General features: G+C 66.3%; 7 protein-coding genes. 6 read left to right on the top strand and 1 reads right to left on the bottom strand.

From position 1 onward, the window contains the following. Positions 1–339 precede the first annotated feature (339 nt). The 5 genes from KYN89_RS13675 to acs all read left to right on the top strand — a co-directional run bounded on the left by KYN89_RS13675 (position 340) and on the right by acs (position 15,292). Complete coding sequence (locus KYN89_RS13675; protein WP_222825614.1) at positions 340–9,186, top strand: cadherin-like beta sandwich domain-containing protein; 8,847 nt, start codon at positions 340–342, stop codon at positions 9,184–9,186. Between the two features lie 121 nt (positions 9,187–9,307). Further along, positions 9,308–10,255 carry a GAF domain-containing protein gene (locus KYN89_RS13670; protein WP_222825613.1) on the top strand — a complete coding sequence of 316 codons (948 nt, stop codon included), beginning with the start codon at positions 9,308–9,310 and terminating at the stop codon, positions 10,253–10,255. Between the two features lie 139 nt (positions 10,256–10,394). Further along, positions 10,395–11,915: an aldehyde dehydrogenase gene (adh, locus tag KYN89_RS13665; RefSeq protein WP_222825612.1), complete on the top strand. Its 1,521-nt coding sequence runs from the start codon at positions 10,395–10,397 to the stop codon at positions 11,913–11,915. Positions 11,916–11,984: 69 nt separating this feature from the next. After that, positions 11,985–13,019, top strand: coding sequence for an alcohol dehydrogenase AdhP (adhP, locus tag KYN89_RS13660; protein WP_222825611.1), 1,035 nt, complete (start codon positions 11,985–11,987; stop codon positions 13,017–13,019). Next, positions 13,016–15,292 (top strand): acetate--CoA ligase, encoded by a 2,277-nt coding sequence (gene acs, locus KYN89_RS13655; RefSeq protein ID WP_222825610.1) that lies wholly within the window; start codon positions 13,016–13,018, stop codon positions 15,290–15,292. Before adhP ends, acs begins: the two co-directional genes overlap by 4 nt. A gap of 196 nt (positions 15,293–15,488) precedes the next feature. Here acs and KYN89_RS13650 read toward each other — a convergent pair whose 3' ends face one another. After that, positions 15,489–17,018 (bottom strand): carboxylesterase/lipase family protein, encoded by a 1,530-nt coding sequence (locus tag KYN89_RS13650; protein WP_248285297.1) that lies wholly within the window; start codon positions 17,016–17,018, stop codon positions 15,489–15,491. A 281-nt stretch (positions 17,019–17,299) separates the two neighbouring features. Here KYN89_RS13650 and KYN89_RS13645 point away from each other — a divergent pair, with 281 nt between their 5' ends. Continuing rightward, positions 17,300–18,445, top strand: a complete 1,146-nt coding sequence (locus tag KYN89_RS13645) for a dihydrodipicolinate synthase family protein (RefSeq protein ID WP_248285296.1) — start codon at positions 17,300–17,302, stop codon at positions 18,443–18,445. Positions 18,446–18,455: the final 10 nt, after the last annotated feature.

Raw genomic sequence — 18,455 nt, 5'->3', positions numbered from 1 at the left:
GCGGGGGCGTGCAGGATCGTTCCAAAAGGGAACAGTCCGGGTTCCGAACAGGACCATAGCAGAGGCCAAATCGACCGAATATCAATGGATCCGTAGATGGTTCGGCCCTTACCGAAATCTTAAACCGCCAGCCAACTGGTTCAATCCGGAGAGACGCGGATCGGTCGTCAGGGGACGTGACGCCGATCGAGCCCCGGCATTGATCGCGTTGTAGGGGTGGCAAAAGTGAGATCGGGAACACGCGCAAGGCACGGCTGGGGTCGCGCCGGGTGGCATGTCTGGGCGAGACTGAGGAGAGTTCGCCGATCGATTCCGAGCGCCTTCACGCCGAACGCTCCGGTGCGCCGAGGCTCGATCCTCACCGTCATCATCGCGGCGCTTGCGCTGTTTCTGCCTGCCGCCGCCGCGGCGCAGCCCGCGCTGCAGGTTTACGGCATGGTCGAGGGCTCGTCCGTCGCCGTTCCCAACGGCTCCTCGACGCGAACCGCGGCGACCGATTTCGGGGCTGTCGAGGAGTCGGGCGGTCAGGTCCTGCGATATTTCCTGCTCTACAATCCCGGTGACGCTCCGCTGACCATCACCGACGTGTCGGTGTCTCCGGGCAGTGTATTCCGGATTCCCCAGGACAATACCGGGGTGATCGGGGCGGGCGGCAGCAGGACGATCTCGGTCGCGTTCGATCCGGACGGAGGCGGGCCGTTCTCGGAGACGGTCAGCGTGGCGAGCGACGATCCGAACGTTCCCAGCTATAGCTTTCAGGTGTTCGGCGACGGCATTGCGACCGCGGGGCCGACCGTAACGCTGGGCGTGCTGAGGGATGCCGGCAGCAATAGTTTCACCGCGACCGTGACCTTTTCGGCGCCCGTCACCGGGTTCACCGCCGGCGATCTGGTCACCACGAATGCCAGCGCCACCCTGAGCGGTTCGGGGACCAATTACGTTGTCACGGTGAGCCCGTCTGCATCCGGGCAGTTCAGCGTGCAGGTGCCGGCCAACATCGCGGTCGACGGATCGGGAAGGTACAATCGCCCGTCCGAGATCCGCACCGCGACCTTCAACCCGCCCTCGGGGCCCGTCCTGCGCGTAACCGGCAGTGGCAAAACCATTGCGAGCGGGGACACCTCGCCCAGCAGCGGCGATGGGACCGTCTTTGGCGAAGCCGTTGTCGGGGGCAGCGCGGTCGACGGCACGTTTGTGCTGCATAACGACGGGGCGGCTGCATTGACGGTTTCCTCGATTACCGTCGACAATACCAGCGGCAGTGCTTTCAGCCTGGTCGGGACCACGCCGGGCTCGATCGCTCCGAATGGGAATGCGTCGATCACCGTGCGTCTGGATCCTGCCGTCGCGGGTTCATTCAAGGCGGTGGTGAGGATCGCTAGCAACGATCCGGCCACCGCGACGTACAGCTTTACCGTGAGCGGGATCGTCGCAGAGCCCGCACCCGAGATCTATATCTTCCGCTCCGGTCTACCGCTTTCAAATGGTGCCGCAGCCGAGGCGAGGACCAGTTTCGGCACGATCGATGTCGGCGCCTCGGACAACCTGCAGTTCATCGTGTACAATTCGGGCAATGTCGACCTGACCTTCGCCACTTCCATCTCGCCCGGCGATGGGTACCGGTTGTCGTCGGGATCATCGGGTACGGTTCGGGCCGGGGCATTCAAAGGCTTCGAGGTGTTCTTCGAACCCAAGGCCGAAGGCAGTTTCCCGACCACGGTTTCGATCGCGAGCAATGATCCGAACACGCCGTTGTTTACTTTCGGCATGACAGGGTCGGCGACCGTGCCGGTGCCAACGATCGGCACGATTGCCCCGGACGAGGGCGACCAGGCCGGTGGCACGAGTGTGGCGATCACCGGCACCGGGTTTCTGACGACGCAAGGCGTCACGTTCGACGGGATCGACGCGGCGAGCTTTACCGTGGCGAGCGACACCAGGATCGATGCGGTCTCTCCGCCCCACGCGGCGGGTGCCGTCGATGTGGTGGTGACCACCGCCGGCGGAGCGGCGACCGCCACCGGCGGCTACGCCTACCTCGGCTCGAGCGATGCAACGCTGTCGTCGCTGTCGGTCAGCGAGGGGACGCTGAGCCCTGCATTCGACCCTGCCCAAACGGGCTATACGGTGGCGGTTGGCGAGGCTGTCGCGACGATCGCGCTGACGCCGACCGCTGCGGACGCCGGGGCCACGATCACGGTGGCAGGCACTGCCGTGACGTCGGGGCAGGCGAGCGGCCCGGTCGCACTGTCGGCGGGTCAGAACGCGATCGTGGTCGAAGTGACCGCCCCCGATGGCACGACCCGGCAATATACGGTCACCGTCACCCGCGCGCCGTCCAGCGATGCCACGCTTGCGGGGCTCTCGGTCAGCGCGGGCACGCTGACGCCAGCCTTCGATCCCGCGCAGGGCAATTATACGGTGAGGGTCGCGAACGACGTCGACACCATTACCGTGACGCCGACCGCGGCGGGTGTGGGCGCGACGATCACGGTGAACGGCATCGCGACAGCATCCGGCAGCGCCAGCGCGCCGATTTCCCTCGTGGTCGGCACCACCCCGGTCACGATCCGGGTGACTGCCGCCAATGGTGCCTCGCGCGTCTACAGCGTTCCGGTCACGCGCGCCGCGCCGCCAACGATCAAGGTCTTTTCCATGACCGGCGGCCAGGCGGTCGTCGCCAATGGCAGCACTGCTGCAACCCCCGGTACCGATTACGGTCAGGTCAATGTCGGCGGGCAGGGCACGCGCATCTTCGTGGTCAATAATGCCGGCGGGGCACCGCTGACGCTGACCGGGCTCTCCGTCACGCCCTCCGACGGCTTCACGGTTCCAGCGATTACCTCGCAAACGATTCAGCCCGGCGGAATCTATCAGCTGACGATACCCTTCAGGCCTACCACCACTGGCGTCGTCGACCCGGTCGTCTCGATCGCCAGCGACGATCCGAACACACCGACCTTCAGCTTCGCGATCCACGCCACCGCAGCCGCGCCGGTGCCCACGATCGGCTCGCTCTCGCCGGTCAAGGGCGTGGCCGGTGGCGGGGCCAGCGTCACCATCAACGGCACAGGGTTCCTGACCGCGCAGAGCGTGACGTTCGGCGGCACCAATGCGAGCGCTTTCACCATCGCCAGCGATACCACGATCCAGGCGACGACACCCGCGCATGCGGCGGGCGTGGTGGATGTGGCGGTCACCTCGCCGGGCGGAACTGCGACCGCCAGCGGTGCTTACACCTTCCTTTCCGGCGACGCGTCTCTGGCGAGCCTTGTGCCGAGCGATGGGGCGCTGTCGCCCGCGTTCGACCCAGCCGGGCAGAACTATAGTGTGCAGGTCGCACATTCGGTCGACACCTTCACGCTGACCCCGACGGCGAGCGATGCGGGTGCAACGATCACCGTCAATGGCAATCCTGTCGCTTCGGGCAGCGCGAGCGCGTCGGTCGCGCTGCCGGTCGGCGTAACGTCGATCACGGTCCGGGTGACTGCTGCGGACGGTTCAAGCCGCCTCTATTCGCTGGCAGTGACGCGCGCGCCCTCGAACGATGCCAGGCTCGCGGGGCTCACGGTGAGCGAGGGTGCGCTGTCGCCCGCATTCGATGCGGCCGAGCTTGGCTATTCGGTTGCGGTGGCCAATTCGGTCACCTCGATCATCCTGACGCCGACCGCTTCGGACGCGGGCGCGACGATCAGGGTTGCCGGCTCCATAACTGCATCCGGCAGCGCCAGCGCGCCGGTGGCATTGGGCGCGGGGACGACTGCGATCGCGGTGCTCGTTACGGCGGCCGACGGCAGCACGCGCGAATATACCGTGGCGGTAACACGCGCCCCGTCGAGCGATGCGACGCTTGCCAGCCTCGTGCCGAGCGCTGGCGCTTTGTCCCCGGCATTCGACCCGGCGCAGCTGAGCTATGCGGTTTCGGTCGGCAACGGGGTCGACACGATCACGCTGACGCCGAGGGTTTCCGATGCCGGAGCGAGCGTGACGGTCGCGGGCAATGCGGTCGCTTCGGGCAGCGCGAGCGCGCCTGTCGCTCTGCCGGTCGGCACCACCCCGATCGCGGTGGTGGTAACCGCTGCCAATGGCACGACACGGCAATACAGCGTGGCAGTGACGCGAGTGGCGTCGAGCGATGCCACACTCTCTGCCCTGACGCTGAGCGAGGGAACGCTTCAGCCCGCTTTCAGTCCGTTCAACACGAATTATCTTGCGGACGTCGGCAGTTCGGTCGCTTCGATCACAGTGACTCCGACCGCTGCGGATGCCGGGGCCACGATCAGCGTGGCTGGCAATGCGGTCGCCTCTGGCAGTGCGAGCGCGCCGGTACCGCTGTCCGCCGGCAGCAACCCGATCCCGGTTGTCGTCACCGCGGCGGATGGCACTACGCTGCAATACACCATCACCGTGACCCGCGCAGCATCGAGCGATGCGACGCTATCGGGTCTGGCGGTGAGCGAGGGAACTCTGTCGCCAGCTTTCGATGCAGCCCAGACCAGCTACTCGGTAGCGGTCGGCACTGCGGTCGATTCCATCCGCATAACCCCCACCGTCTCCGATGCCGGGGCGACGGTGACCGTGGCGGGCAATCCGGTCGCCTCGGGCAGTGCCAGCGCACCGGTCGCATTGAATATGGGCACGAACTCGATCGCGGTGGTGGTGAGGGCGGGGAACGGCGCCACCCGCAGCTACACCGTGGCGGTGACGCGCGCCGCGCCGCCGACGATCGGCGTCTATTCGACCGTCGGTGGTGTCCAGCCGCTCACCGACGGCTCGACCTCGGCGACGTCGGGGACCGATTACGGGCAGGTGATGGTCGGCTCCTCTGCCTCGCGCAGGTTCCTGATCAGCAATGGGGGAAATGCCGATCTGGTGATCTCGGGTGTCACCGCGACCCCGGGGGCGGGATTTGTCGTGCAGGCCGCGTCGTCGCGGATGATCGCGCCGGGCGGCACCTACGAATTCGACATCCGTTTCGCGCCGGAGACTGCGGGAAGTTTCACCGCGACGATCGCCGTTTCGAGCAATGATCCTGCCACGCCTTCCTTCAGCTACATGCTGTACGCTAGCGCCGCAGCGCCGCTTCCCACGATCACGGATGTCACGCCCGACCAGGGCCCGACCTCCGGCGGAACGAGTGTCGCGATCACCGGCACGGGCTTCCTCACCGTAAGCAGCGTCACCTTCGCAGGGGTGGACGCAGACGCGTTTACCGTGGTCAGCGACACGCGGATCGACGCGACGACCCCGGCGCATGCAGTGGGCGCTGCCGATGTCGTCGTCACCTCGCCGGGCGGCACGGCCACCGCTACCGACGCCTATCGTTACCTTTCGGCTGATGCGGCACTGTCGGGCCTCACGGTAAGCGACGGCACGCTGACGCCGGCCTTCGACCCCGCACAGACGGACTACGCAGTGACGGTGGGCAACGCGATCGCTTCGATCACGCTCAGCCCGACCGCGTCGGACACAGCCTCGACGATCACCGTTGCTGGCAATCCGGTCGCCTCGGGCACTGCGAGTGCGCCGGTAGCCCTGTCGCTCGGGATGACGTCGATTGCTGTGGTGGTGACTGCCGCCGATGGCAGTACGCGGCAATATACCGTGGCAGTAACCCGCGCGGGGCCGCCGACGATCGGTGTCTATTCGACCAGCGATGGTGTCCAGCCGATCGCCAATGGTGCGACATCGGCGACAGCGGGGACCGATTTCGGGCAGGTGATCGTCGGGTCGTCGGCATCGCGTCGCTTCCTGATCTTCAACGAGGGAGATGCCGATCTCACCGTCTCGGCCATTACGGTGACGCCCGCCGCCGGGTTCACGATGCAGAGCGCATCCTCAAGGACGATCGCTCCGCGTGGTTCCTACGAGTTCGAGATCGGTTTTACCCCGGAGACCGGCGGCCGCGTGACCACGACGATCACGATTGAGAGCGACGATCCCGCAACGCCCTCCTTCAGCTACAGCATTTACGCTACCGGCGTGATGCCCGAGCCCACGATCACCGGGGTCGCGCCGGATGAAGGCCCGACTCCCGGTAACAAGGCGGTTACGATCACCGGCACGGGTTTTCTGGAGGTGAGCCGTGTGACCTTCGGAGGTGCGGACGCAAACGCGTTTACTGTTGCCAGCAGCACGCGGATCGACGTGCTGACGCCAGCCCATGCGGCAGGCAGCGTCGACGTCGTTGTCACGACACCCGGCGGCGCGGCAACGCTTGCCAATGGCTACACCTACATTTCCAGCGATGCCCGGCTGTCTGCCCTGGCGGTGAGCGCGGGGACGTTGAGCCCGGCGTTCGATCCGGGGCAGGGGAGCTACACGGTTGCGGTAGTCAATGATGTCACCACGATCACACTGACCCCGACCGCCGCCGCTGCCGACGCGACAATCACGGTTGCGGGCAATGCGGTCGCCTCTGGCACCGCCAGCGCTCCGGTGACGCTGCCGGTCGGAACCACGTCGATCCCGGTCGTCGTGACCGCCGCCGACGGCACCACCCAGAGCTACACTGTTGCGGTGACGCGCGCTGAATCGGGCGATGCGCGACTGTCTGCGCTGGCGGTAAGTGAAGGAGCGCTGAGCCCGGCGTTCGATCCGGGGCAGGGGAGCTACACGGTTGCGGTAGGCAATGATGTCACCATGATCACGCTGACCCCGACAGCCGCTGCCGACGCGACAATCATGGTTGCGGGCAATGCGGTCGACTCTGGCACTGCCAGCGCGCCGGTAGCGCTGGCGGTGGGGACGACCTCGATCCCGGTCGTCGTGACCGCCGCCGACGGCACCACCCAGAGCTACACCGTCGCGGTGACGCGCGCTGAATCGGGCGATGCGCGACTCTCCGCGCTGTCGGTGAGCGAGGGAGCGCTGAGTCCTGCGTTCGATCCTCGGCAGGCGAGCTACACTCTTGCCGTCGGCCATGCAGTCGAGAGGATAACCCTGACGCCGACCGCGTCGGATGCCGGGGCCACGATCACCGTGAACGGTGCCGCAACAGTATCGGGCGGCGCGAGTGCACCGGTCGAGCTGGGCGTGGGGACGACATCCGTGTCGATTGTCGTCCTGGCGGCCGATGGCACTCGGCAGGAATATTCGATTGCGGTCACCCGCGCCGCTTCCAGCGATGCCCGCCTGTCCGCGCTGGCGGTAAGCGCGGGCGCGCTGAGTCCGGCGTTCGATCCGGCGCAAACCAGCTATACGGTGGCCGTCGGCAATGATGTCGCCACGATTGTGCTGACGCCGACTGTCTACGACGCCGGCGCGACGGTGACCATCGCGGGCAATGCGGTGGCCTCGGGCAGCGCCAGCGCGCCCGTGGCGTTGCCAGTGGGTACGACTTCGATCGCGGCGGTCGTGACTGCTGCCAACGGCACCACCCAGACCTACACCGTGGTGGTCACGCGGGCCGCCTCCAGCGATGCTCGCCTGTCGGCTTTGTCGGTAAGCGACGGGGCATTGAGCCCGGCATTCGATCCGGCGCAGCTAGGCTACACGGTGGCCCTCGGCAGTGATGTCGAGACGATCACGTTCACCCCGACTGTTTCCGACGCTGGCGCGACAGTCACCGTGGCGGGCAATGCAGTGACCTCTGGCAGCGAGAGCGCACCTGTCGCGATCCCTGTCGGGACGACGCCTATCGCGGTGGTGGTGACCGCTGCAGACGGCACCAGCCAGACCTACACCGTGGTGGTCACCCGTGCCGCCTCCAGCGACGCCCGGCTATCCGCTCTGTCGGTCAGCCAGGGAACATTGAGCCCGGCGTTCGATCCGGATCGGACCGACTATACGGTGCTCGTGCCCAACGAGGTCGAGGCGGTCGCATTGACGCCCGTCACATCCGATGCCGGAGCGAGCGTGACGGTTGCAGGAAAAACCGTCGCGACGGGTAGCGCGAGCGCTCCGGTGGCGCTGCCGGTCGGAACCACCTCGATCGCGGTCGTAGTGACCGCTGCCGATAGCACCACGCGGAGCTACATTGTTGCGGTGACGCGTGCCGCATTCGACCGGCCCGATCCCTCCACCGATGGCGAGGTCACCGGCCTGATCGATGCCCGGGCAGGGGCTGCCCGGCGGTTCGCCCACAATCAGCAGCGCAATTTCGGGCGCCGTCTCGAACAGCTTCACACCGAGGGCGAGCGGCGCGCGTCGAGCATGGATGTGAGGATGGCCTATCAGCGTGCCGCGCCGCGCACGCGACAGGGGGATATTTTTGGTCTGAACAGCAGCGACAACCTGGCCAGTCAGACCGATTTTGCGGACCTGCTTCCGACGCGCTTCGCGCTTGAGGGGAGGCAGTCTGCGGTGCCGGAGACCCATGCCCCGGGATCGGGTCGATCGGCTGGCGAGAGCGCGCAGGACATGCCCTTTGCCGTGTGGTCGAACGGGTTTGTCAATTTCGCGGAGGATAGCGGTGGGATGCTCGATCTGGACTCGACCATGATCGGGGTGAGCACGGGGATCGATTATCGCTTCTCGGACAGTTTCGTCGGCGGCGTGGGTGCCGGGTATGGTCGCGATCGCACGGAGATCGGGGCGAACGGCAGTCTGAGCCGTGGCACTGCCTACAGCATGGCGCTCTACGGCAGCTACACGCCGGCGCCGAACCTGTTCGTCGATGGTCTGCTCGGCGGCAGCATTCTCGACTTCCAGTCGGTCCGCTTCGTGACGCCGACAGGGGGGATCGCGACCGCAGACGTCGGCGGCACCCAGCTGTTCGGCTCGCTCACCTTCGCATACGAACTGCGCGACGATGGCTGGATGGTGTCGCCTTACGGGCGGGTCGAATTCTCCCGTTCGCGGATCGAGGGGTTCAGGGAATTCGACGCCGGTGCCTACAGCCTCGCCTATGGCGACCAGCGGGTGGACAGTCTCTCCGCCAATCTGGGGCTGCGGGCGTACGACACGATTGAATTGCCGATCGGCCTGCTGCGGCCCGAACTGCGCGGAGAATACGGCTACGACTTCGCTGGTCGTTCGAGCATGATGCTGAGCTATGCCGACTTCGGGTCGCGGACCTATTCGACCCTCGTCGGACGCACCACGCGGCACAATCTCGAAGTCAGCCTGCTGCTCGATCTGCAAATGGCTGGCGGCTGGAAAATCGGCACGGGCTATCGCACCAGCATCGGGTCGCAATCGCAGCGTAGCCATACGGTGGACGTGCATGTCGAAGTGCGGTTCTAGGTAAGGGCAGCGGCGCCATGAAGATATGGGGACGCACTCGAACCCCATTCCTCCGCCCTATCCGAGGCTCCTGACAACGTCATAAGTCGCCAAGGCGATCGAAATGCGGTACGTGTGCGCCATGGCAGTCGAGCACGAAGACTCGGTCGAGAAGGTCCTGCACTCTTCTTCCAGCGCCGCGCAATCCTTTGTCGCGGCCAGCTGGTGTCGTTCGGGCCTCAAGTACGGGCTCGATGCGGGGGCCGATCAGGGGCGGGAGCTTGTTTCCGGCAGCGAACTTACGCAGCGGCGCGAACGCCACGGCCTGATGCTCGAAGTGGCGCGGCCGCTGCTCGACCAGCTGTTCCAGACCGTCGCCGCCACCGGCTGCGCGATCATGCTGTCTGACAAGGACGGCGTCATCCTCGAATCGCGAAGCCAGACCGGCGATCGCGCTATGTTCGACCAGGTCGGGCTGACCCCGGGCGGGGTGTGGAGCGAAAGCCGCGAAGGGACCAACGGGATCGGCACCTGCCTTGTCGAAGGGCGACCGGTCACGATCCACCGCGACGAACACTTCGCCTCCCGCAATATCGGGATCAGCTGCATGGACGCGCCCGTGCGCGATGCGGCGGGGCGGCTTGTCGGCGCGCTCGACATCTCCAATTGCCGCGACGATCACAGCGCGGCGATGGGCGCGCTGGTCCAGAAGATCGTGCAGGATGCGGCCCGCAGGATCGAAAGCGGCGTGTTCCGCAAGTTCTTCGAAGGGCACCGGATCATCGATGCCAACCTGCCGGGCGGCGATGCGGCGCTGCTGGCGGTCGACCGGGACGATTTGGTGATCGGCGCAACCTATGCCGCACGCCATCGCCTCAACCTGTCCGATGCCTGCCTGACCGGATCGCGCAGCGCTGCGGACATCCTCGGCGGAGAAGATGCGGCCTCGTTTCGCGACTCGGAGCGTGCGGTGCTGCGGCGCGCGCTGGCGCAGGCCGACGGCAACGCCACGCGGGCGGCAAAGGCGCTCGGCATCGGGCGCGCGACGCTCTATCGGCGGATGGAAAAGGTGGGGTTGGCGCGCGGCTGACACGGCGTGCTCCAGAACTGTCTCGATAGCGAGACAGTTGCGCCGACGATCCGCCCACCCGCCCTTTTCACCGCAGGCTTTTCGCGGAACCATCATCCTCACGACCGGGATCACCCGGCAAATTCGAGAGGATCAACTGATGGACATGCAAACCAGCCCCGCCGCTTCGATGACCGCCCCGTTTGCGGAGCGTTACGACAACTTCATCGGCGGCAAGTGGGTCGCGCCCAAGGACGGGCGTTACTTCGACAATATCTCGTCGATCACCGGCAAAGCGGTAGGTCAGGTCGCGCGCAGCCAGGCGGCGGACATCGAAGCCGCGCTCGACGCCGCCCATGCCGCGAAGGACGCCTGGGGCCGCACCAGCGCGGGCGAGCGGGCGCTGATCCTCAATCGCATCGCCGACCGGATGGAGGAAAACCTCGAAAAGATCGCGATCGCCGAGACCTGGGACAACGGCAAACCGCTGCGCGAGACGATGGCCGCCGACATCCCGCTCGCGATCGACCACTTTCGCTATTTCGCGGGCTGCATCCGCGCGCAGGAAGGCGGCATTTCGGAAATCGACCACGATACGGTCGCCTACCATTTTCATGAGCCGCTGGGCGTGGTCGGCCAGATCATTCCGTGGAACTTCCCGATCCTGATGGCCGTGTGGAAGCTCGCCCCGGCGCTGGCGGCGGGCAACTGCGTGGTGCTCAAACCGGCCGAGCAGACTCCGGCCTCGATCATGGTGCTGATGGAACTCATCGGCGACCTGCTGCCCGCCGGCGTGGTCAATGTGGTCAACGGCTTCGGCCTGGAAGCGGGCAAGCCGCTCGCCAGCAGCAGCCGGATCGCCAAGATCGCCTTTACCGGCGAGACGAGCACCGGCCGCCTGATCATGCAATATGCGACAGAAAACCTGATCCCGGTCACGCTGGAACTGGGCGGCAAGAGTCCGAACATCTTCTTCGAGGACGTGTGCCGCCAGGATGACGACTATCTCGACAAGGCGATCGAGGGCTTCGTGATGTTCGCGCTCAACCAGGGCGAGGTCTGCACCTGCCCCAGCCGCGCGCTGGTTCACGAGAGCATCTACGACCGTTTCATGGAGCGTGCGATTCAGCGCGTCGAAGCGATCAAGGCGGGCAACCCGCTCGACATGGAAACGATGATCGGGGCGCAGGCCTCGTCCGAGCAGCAGGAGAAGATCCTGTCCTATATCGCCATCGGCAAGCAGGAAGGCGCCGAACTGCTGACCGGCGGCGAGGCTGCGCGGTTCGAGGGCGAGATCGCGGGCGGCTACTACGTCAAGCCGACCGTGTTCCGAGGCAACAACCGGATGCGCATCTTCCAGGAGGAGATCTTCGGCCCGGTCCTCTCGGTCACGACGTTCAAGGACCATGACGAGGCACTGAACCTCGCCAACGACACGCTCTATGGTCTGGGAGCGGGCGTGTGGAGCCGCGATGCCAACACCTGTTACCGCTTCGGCAGGGCGATCCAGGCGGGCCGGGTGTGGACCAACTGCTATCACGCCTACCCTGCGCATGCGGCGTTCGGCGGCTACAAGCAGTCGGGCATCGGGCGCGAAAACCACCGCATGATGCTCGACCACTACCAGCAGACCAAGAACATGCTGGTCAGCTACAGCCCGAAGAAGCTCGGCTTCTTCTGAGGCGGAGGCCACGGTGGGCGGCGGCGATCCCGTCGCCCACGCACCCCCAAAAAATTCAGGAGAGATGTCATGAGCAAGACCATGAAAGCCGCGGTCGTGCGCGCCTTCGGCGAACCGCTACGGATCGAGGAAGTGTCGGTGCCCGAAGTCCAGCCGGGCATGATCCAGGTGGCCATCCAGGCCTCGGGCGTGTGCCACACAGACCTGCATGCCGCCGAAGGGGACTGGCCGGTGAAGCCCGAGCCGCCGTTCATTCCGGGCCATGAAGGCGTGGGTTTCGTCTCTGCCGTGGGCAAGGGCGTCACCCATGTGAAGGAAGGCGACCGGGTCGGCGTGCCCTGGCTCTACACCGCCTGTGGCCACTGCACCCACTGCCTCGGCGGGTGGGAAACGCTGTGCGAGAGCCAGCTCAACACTGGCTATTCGGTCAATGGCGGGTTCGCCGACTATGTGCTGGCCGACCCCGACTATGTCGGCCACCTGCCCGACAATGTGGGCTTCAACGAGATCGCGCCGGTGCTGTGCGCGGGCGTGACGGTCTACAAGGGCCTGAAGATGACCGACACCAAGCCGGGCGATGCGGTGGTCATCTCCGGCATTGGCGGGCTGGGCCACATGGCGGTGCAATATGCGGTCGCGATGGGGATGAACGTGGTCGCGGTCGATGTGGACGATGCCAAGCTCGAACTGGCGCGCAAGCTCGGCGCGGTGGAGACCGTGAACGCGCGGACCGACAATGACCCTGCAGCGACGGTAAAGCGTCTGACCGGCGGCGGTGCGCGCGGCGCGCTGGTGACCGCGGTGAGCGAGAAGGCGTTCGAACAGGCGGTCGGCATGGTCGGGCGCGGTGGTACGCTTGCGCTCAACGGTCTGCCGCCGGGCGATTTCCCGCTCAATATCTTCGGCATGGTGCTCAACGGCATCACGGTGCGCGGCTCGATCGTGGGCACGCGGCTGGACCTTCAGGAATCGCTCGACTTCGCCGCCGATGGCAAGGTCAAGGCGACGATTTCGACCGCCGGTCTGGACGACATCAATTCGGTGTTCGACCGGATGCGGCAGGGCCAGATCGAAGGGCGCGTCGTCCTCGACATGACCCAATGACGAGCGGCGCCGCGCCGGAGGGCCGCGTGGTCCGCCGCGTGATCGCCACCGACGCGGCCACGGCCCTGCTGGGCCAGATCATCGAACGACACGGCCCCGTGCTGATCCACCAGTCGGGCGGGTGCTGTGACGGCTCAAGCCCGATGGTCTATCCGCGCGATGAGTTCCGCCTCGGCGGGTCGGACGTGCTGCTGGGCACGATCGGCACCACGCCGGTCTATATCGGCGCGGCGCAATTCGCAGCGTGGAAACACACGCAGCTTATCCTTGATGTGGTGGAAGGGCGAGGCGGCATGTTCAGCCTCGATAATGGAACGGGCCGGCGCTTCCTGGTGAGAAGCCGGGCCTATGGGGAGAGAGAAATCGCCATGTTGCACAAGGCAGACAGGCTTCGCGCCATGCAGGCTTCGATCGACAGCGATGCAAACGCCTTCTGGCTGAACGAAGCGCACCGGCTCGACTGGAGCGTCTTCCCGACGAAGGCGGACGAGAGCAGCTTCGACAAGGCCGATTTCGGCATTCGCTGGTTTGCCGATGGCGAGCTGAACGTCTCGGTCAATTGCCTAGACCGCCACCTCGATACGCGCGGCGACCAGCCGGCGATCCTGTTCGAAGGCGACGAGCCGGGCGAAGGGCGCACGCTCACCTATCGCGAGTTGCACGGGCAGGTCTGCCGCTTCGCCAATGTTCTGAAAGCCTACGGGATCGGCAAGGGCGACCGGGTGATCCTTTACATGCCGATGGTGCCCGAAGCGGCGATTGCGATGCTCGCCTGCGCCCGGATCGGCGCGGTCCATTCGGTCGTCTTCGGCGGTTTCTCGCCCGACAGCCTGGCCGACCGGATCGCCGATTGCGGCGCCACGCTGGTCGTCACCGCCGACGAAGGCACGCGCGGTGGCAAGCGTATTCCGCTGAAAGCCAATGTCGACAGCGCGCTGGAGCGGGCGAGCGGCGTCGATACGGTCATCGTCATGCAGCGGACCGGTGGCGACGTGGCGATGCGCGAGGGGCGCGACATCTGGTGGGAGGAGGCCTGCGTAGATGCCCCCGCCGATTGCCCGCCCGAAGCGATGAACGCGGAAGATCCGCTGTTCATCCTCTATACCTCCGGATCGACCGGCAAACCCAAGGGCGTGCTGCACACCACTGGCGGGTATCTGCTTTGGTCGACGCTGACCTACGATCTGCTGTTCGGCCCTGAGGAGGGGAAGGATGTCGCCGACGATCTGTTCTGGTGCACCGCCGATGTCGGCTGGATCACCGGGCACACCTATGTCGTCTATGGCCCACTCTCCAACGGCGCGCGCACGGTCATGTTCGACGGGGTGCCCAACTATCCCGATCCGGGGCGTTTCTGGGAGACGAGCCAGCGCCTCGGCGTGACGATCTTCTACACCGCGCCCACCGCGATCCGTGCGCTGATGCGGCAGGGCGACCGGTGGGTGTTGCGCCATGATCTGTCCTCGATCCGCCTGCTGGGCACGGTGGGCGAACCGATCAATCACGAAGCGTGGGAATGGTATCATGACATCGTCGGGCGCGGGGAGTGCCCGATCGTCGATACCTGGTGGCAGACCGAAACGGGCGGCGCGCTGATTGCTCCCGTCCCCGGCGCGACCGAGACCAAGCCCGGCAGCGCGACCTTGCCACTTCCCGGCGTCCACCCCGAACTGGTCGATGGCGAAGGGCATGTGCTGGCTGGAGCGACGGAGGGAAATCTGGTCCTCACCCGCAGCTGGCCGGGCCAGATGCGCACGATCTTCGGCGATCACGATCGCTTCTTCCAGACCTATTTCAGCACCTTCCCCGGCACCTATTTCACCGGCGACGGTGCCCGCCGCGACGAGGATGGCTATTACTGGATCACCGGCCGGGTCGACGATGTCATCAACGTGTCCGGGCACCGCATGGGCACCGCCGAAGTCGAAAACGCGCTCGATGAGCACGTGCTGGTTGCCGAAGCCGCGGTCGTCGGCATGCCGCACGATATCAAGGGGCAGGGCATCCATGCCTTCGTGACACTGAAGGCCGGGGAGGAGGGCAGCGATGCCCTGCGCCAAGAACTGCGCGATCTGGTGCGCAGCGAGATCGGACCGTTCGCCACGCCCGACGTCATTCAGTTCGCGCCCGACCTGCCCAAGACGCGTTCGGGCAAGATCATGCGCCGGGTTCTCCGGAAAATCGCCGAGGGGCAGCCGGACCAGATTGGCGATATCTCGACCCTCGCCGATCCCGGGGTCGTCGACGCACTTCGCGAGCGCAGTCCCGCATGATGGCCTGACGATCGAGGCCGGTTACTTTGTCTCCGGGCGGGGGCGAGGCGCTGTCCTACATCGCCTTGTCGCGCTAGGGCCGGGATGGCTCTTTGACATGCCGCTAGCGTTCCCATCCCCGCCCGTGGGAGAGCCAGTTTTCTCTCCCCTGGACAGTGTGTCAGGTGTGTCAGGTATTTCAGGCTAAGGGGGGGCGTCAGGGCTTCCAGTATTGGCGGAAGTCGGCGCGCGGATCGCTCTCCACCCGCAGGTCTTCGTCGAAGATCAGCGTCGTGCGCTCGGGCGGGGAGTAGGGCTTCCATTCGGGAATGCGCTCGTTGTTCGGGTCGCCATTGGCAGCGAACGCGGCCCAGCTCGATGCGATGGCGGCAGCGAGCGTGTTGGCCTCCGTGCTCGATCCGTTGAGCGCGCCGCGGGTGTTGTAGAGACTGGGCGCGACGTCGATCCCGTGGACCGCGCCGAAGCGCCCGTCCGCCGCCGGGCTCGGCTGGGTCCACAGATAGGTCCAGACCGGCGCGCCGCCCTGCTTGGCCTTGAGCTCGGCCTGCGCGAAGGCCGACTTGCGGAACGTCAGATCGGACTCGAGCCGCGCGGCGAGCAGGAAGGGCGGGGCGTCGGGGTCTTCGGCGCGATAGGCGGCGACTGCTTCGGGTGCCCTGTCGCCCAGGTGCTTGCGGGCGAACTCGGTAAGACGCGCCTCGTCCATCGCGAAGTCGCCCATGCGGTAGGCCCGCTCGTCGAGCACGGAGGACACGATCATCGGCACGTCGGCGGATACGGCGGGCGCATCCGGGTCCCACGGGTGGCGGGGCAGGGCGATCCCGTCGACGACGGGCGCGAAGGATCGCGGTGCCTCGCCCTTGGCGCGGTCGGCGGCCTCCAGCTTGGCCTGCGTTTCGAGCAGAACGGTCCACGGCACCTCCTGCAGCTTGCGGAAATCGCCGGGGGCGATCTCCAGCGCATCCATCAGCCGTTTCGCGGTCGCGCTCGCCATTTCGGGCGGCATCATCCGCAGCGCCGAACCGCTCATCACGCCCGCGCGGTGGAACAGGCCCTTGCCACCGGGCATCGCCATCAGCACGCTGGTCTTTGCCCCACCGCCCGACTGGCCATAGACCAGCACGCGATCCAGATCGCCGCCGAAGGCCGCGACATTTTCGCGCACCCAGCCCAGCGCGGCGACGATGTCCTGCATGCCGACCGTGCCCGAAGTGGCGAAGTCCTCACCCCCGAACTCGGCGAGGTGGAGGAAGCCGAACGCCCCGAGACGATGGTTGATCGCGATCACCACGCTGTCGGTGAAGCGCGCCATCGCCTCCCCGTCCATGCCCACCGAATTGCCCGAGCCGGAGTAGAACCCGCCGCCGTGGAGCACCACGATCACCGGCTTCTTCGCATTCGGGTCGAGCCCGGGCGACCACAGGTTGAGCGAGAGGTTGTCCTCCCCCATCCCTGAGGGATTGCGATCGACCATGATCAGGTCGGCATAGACGTGGCGGCGATCGCCCGGGATTTGCGGGGCGACGTCGGTCCAGTGCAGCGCATCGCGCACGCCCGCCCATGGTGCGACCGGTTGCGGCGGCATGAAGCGGTTCGCGCCGCTCGTGTCGGCGGCGTAGCTCACGCCGCGGAAGATCGAGACCCCGCCCGATTCCAGGCCGCGAAGCTTGCCCTGCGCCGTCTCCACGATCGGGAACATGCCCGCCGCGAATGCTGGCCGCGCCATGGCGGTAGCGCCGAGCGCGAGTGCCGATCCAAGTGTCTGTCGCCGCGTCATCATCCCCGAGTCTCCCTGTGTCGTTTGCGCTGACACTAGAACCAATTGGACTTGCGTGTTAAGCCCTTTTCGTAAATGCGGTATGCCTGCAAGGTCCGGTTAAATCGGGTGAATGGTTTTCGTTCAAATGCCGGGTTCCTTGATGTGTGCGGTTCGATGAGTGGGAGAGGCAGGATTTGGAGCGATTGCGCATCACGCGGCGAAGCGCGCTTGCTGGGGCGGCTGCGCTGATGGCGGCGTCGACCTTGCGTGCGCAGCATCCGGCTGGTGGCCGGATTGCGCCCAAAGCCGATTCGCCCCAGCGGGTGTGGGCGAAGGCGAACCTGCGCGGGTTGATGAACCTGTTCCTGCCGACCTTCCGCGAGGACGGGCGCACGCTGGACGAGGACGCAATCCGCCACGATGTGCGCCATGCGATCGCGCAGGGCTTTTCGGGCACGCTGCCGATGATCAACTGGACGCTTCCCGGCGATCCGCGCTGGGGCGAGTTCCATCGCATCCTGATCGACGAGGCGGGCGATGGCCTGCCGGTCCACGGGATCATCGCCAGCGGCAAGGTGGAGTCGGACCTTCGCCTGCTCGGCGCACTGGAGGAACTGGGTACACAGCTGGTGCTGCTCGCCTCGACTTTTCCAGCCGAGAGCAGCGCCGACCAGCTTCACGACCTGATGGCGCAGCGGATCACCGCCACGCAGCTTCCGGTCATGCTCTATGCCGCAACCGGGCGGCGCGCGTTTCCGGCGCTTGGCCCGGCAGGCCAGCCGCTCGACGTGTACGACCGGATTGCCGACCTCGACAACGTGGTGGCGGTGAAGATCTCGCAGCCGGTATCGCTGACATCCACCATGCAGCTGTGCCAGCGGCTGGGCGACCGTCTCTCGATGGGGCCGGTCAATCTCGATTTTCTGCCACTGCTGGCGCGTCATTTCGACATCAGCTGGAGCGGGCAGTGGAATGCCGAGGCGGTGCAGACGCCTGCGCAGCCAATCGGCAACCGCTGGCTCGCCGCCTCTGCCGCGGGTGACATGGCCCAGGTCGATGCGCTGGCCCGTCAGATACAGCCTGCGCTGTCGCACTTCTTCGCGATGCAGGCGCCGGTGATCCGCGCGGGCGGGCATCCGTGGCAGCACAACCGCTATTACCAGTGGCTCTCGGGCGGCAATGGCGGGCTGCTTCCGCATGATCCCCACGCGCCGGCCGGAGCGATCCCCGTGCTCGATGCCAGCGCGCGCGCCGCGATGCGTGCGGCCTACCGGGCTTCGGGTCTGGAGCCGACCGATGCGCCGGAAGAGCAATTCGTGGTCGGGCGCGCGGCCTGGGCGCGCGGCGTGCGCGCCTCGGACCTGACCGCGCTGCCGTATTACTCGCAAGATTGAGACAAGAGGG

The sequence above is a fragment of the Alteriqipengyuania abyssalis genome, assembly GCF_019857185.1.
Lineage (GTDB): Bacteria > Pseudomonadota > Alphaproteobacteria > Sphingomonadales > Sphingomonadaceae > Alteriqipengyuania > Alteriqipengyuania abyssalis.
The sequence above is the reverse complement of the archived record's forward strand: the minus strand, read 5'-3'. Positions and strand labels throughout refer to the sequence as shown.

Coding starts and splice junctions, on each gene's coding strand:
- KYN89_RS13645 (WP_248285296.1), top strand. CDS start 17,300: ATGGCGGCGTCGACCTTGCGTGCGCAGCATCCGGCTGGTGGCCGGATT.
- acs (WP_222825610.1), top strand. CDS start 13,016: ATGACGAGCGGCGCCGCGCCGGAGGGCCGCGTGGTCCGCCGCGTGATC.
- adhP (WP_222825611.1), top strand. CDS start 11,985: ATGAGCAAGACCATGAAAGCCGCGGTCGTGCGCGCCTTCGGCGAACCG.
- adh (WP_222825612.1), top strand. CDS start 10,395: ATGGACATGCAAACCAGCCCCGCCGCTTCGATGACCGCCCCGTTTGCG.
- KYN89_RS13650 (WP_248285297.1), bottom strand. CDS start 17,018: ATGGCGCGGCCAGCATTCGCGGCGGGCATGTTCCCGATCGTGGAGACG.
- KYN89_RS13670 (WP_222825613.1), top strand. CDS start 9,308: ATGGCAGTCGAGCACGAAGACTCGGTCGAGAAGGTCCTGCACTCTTCT.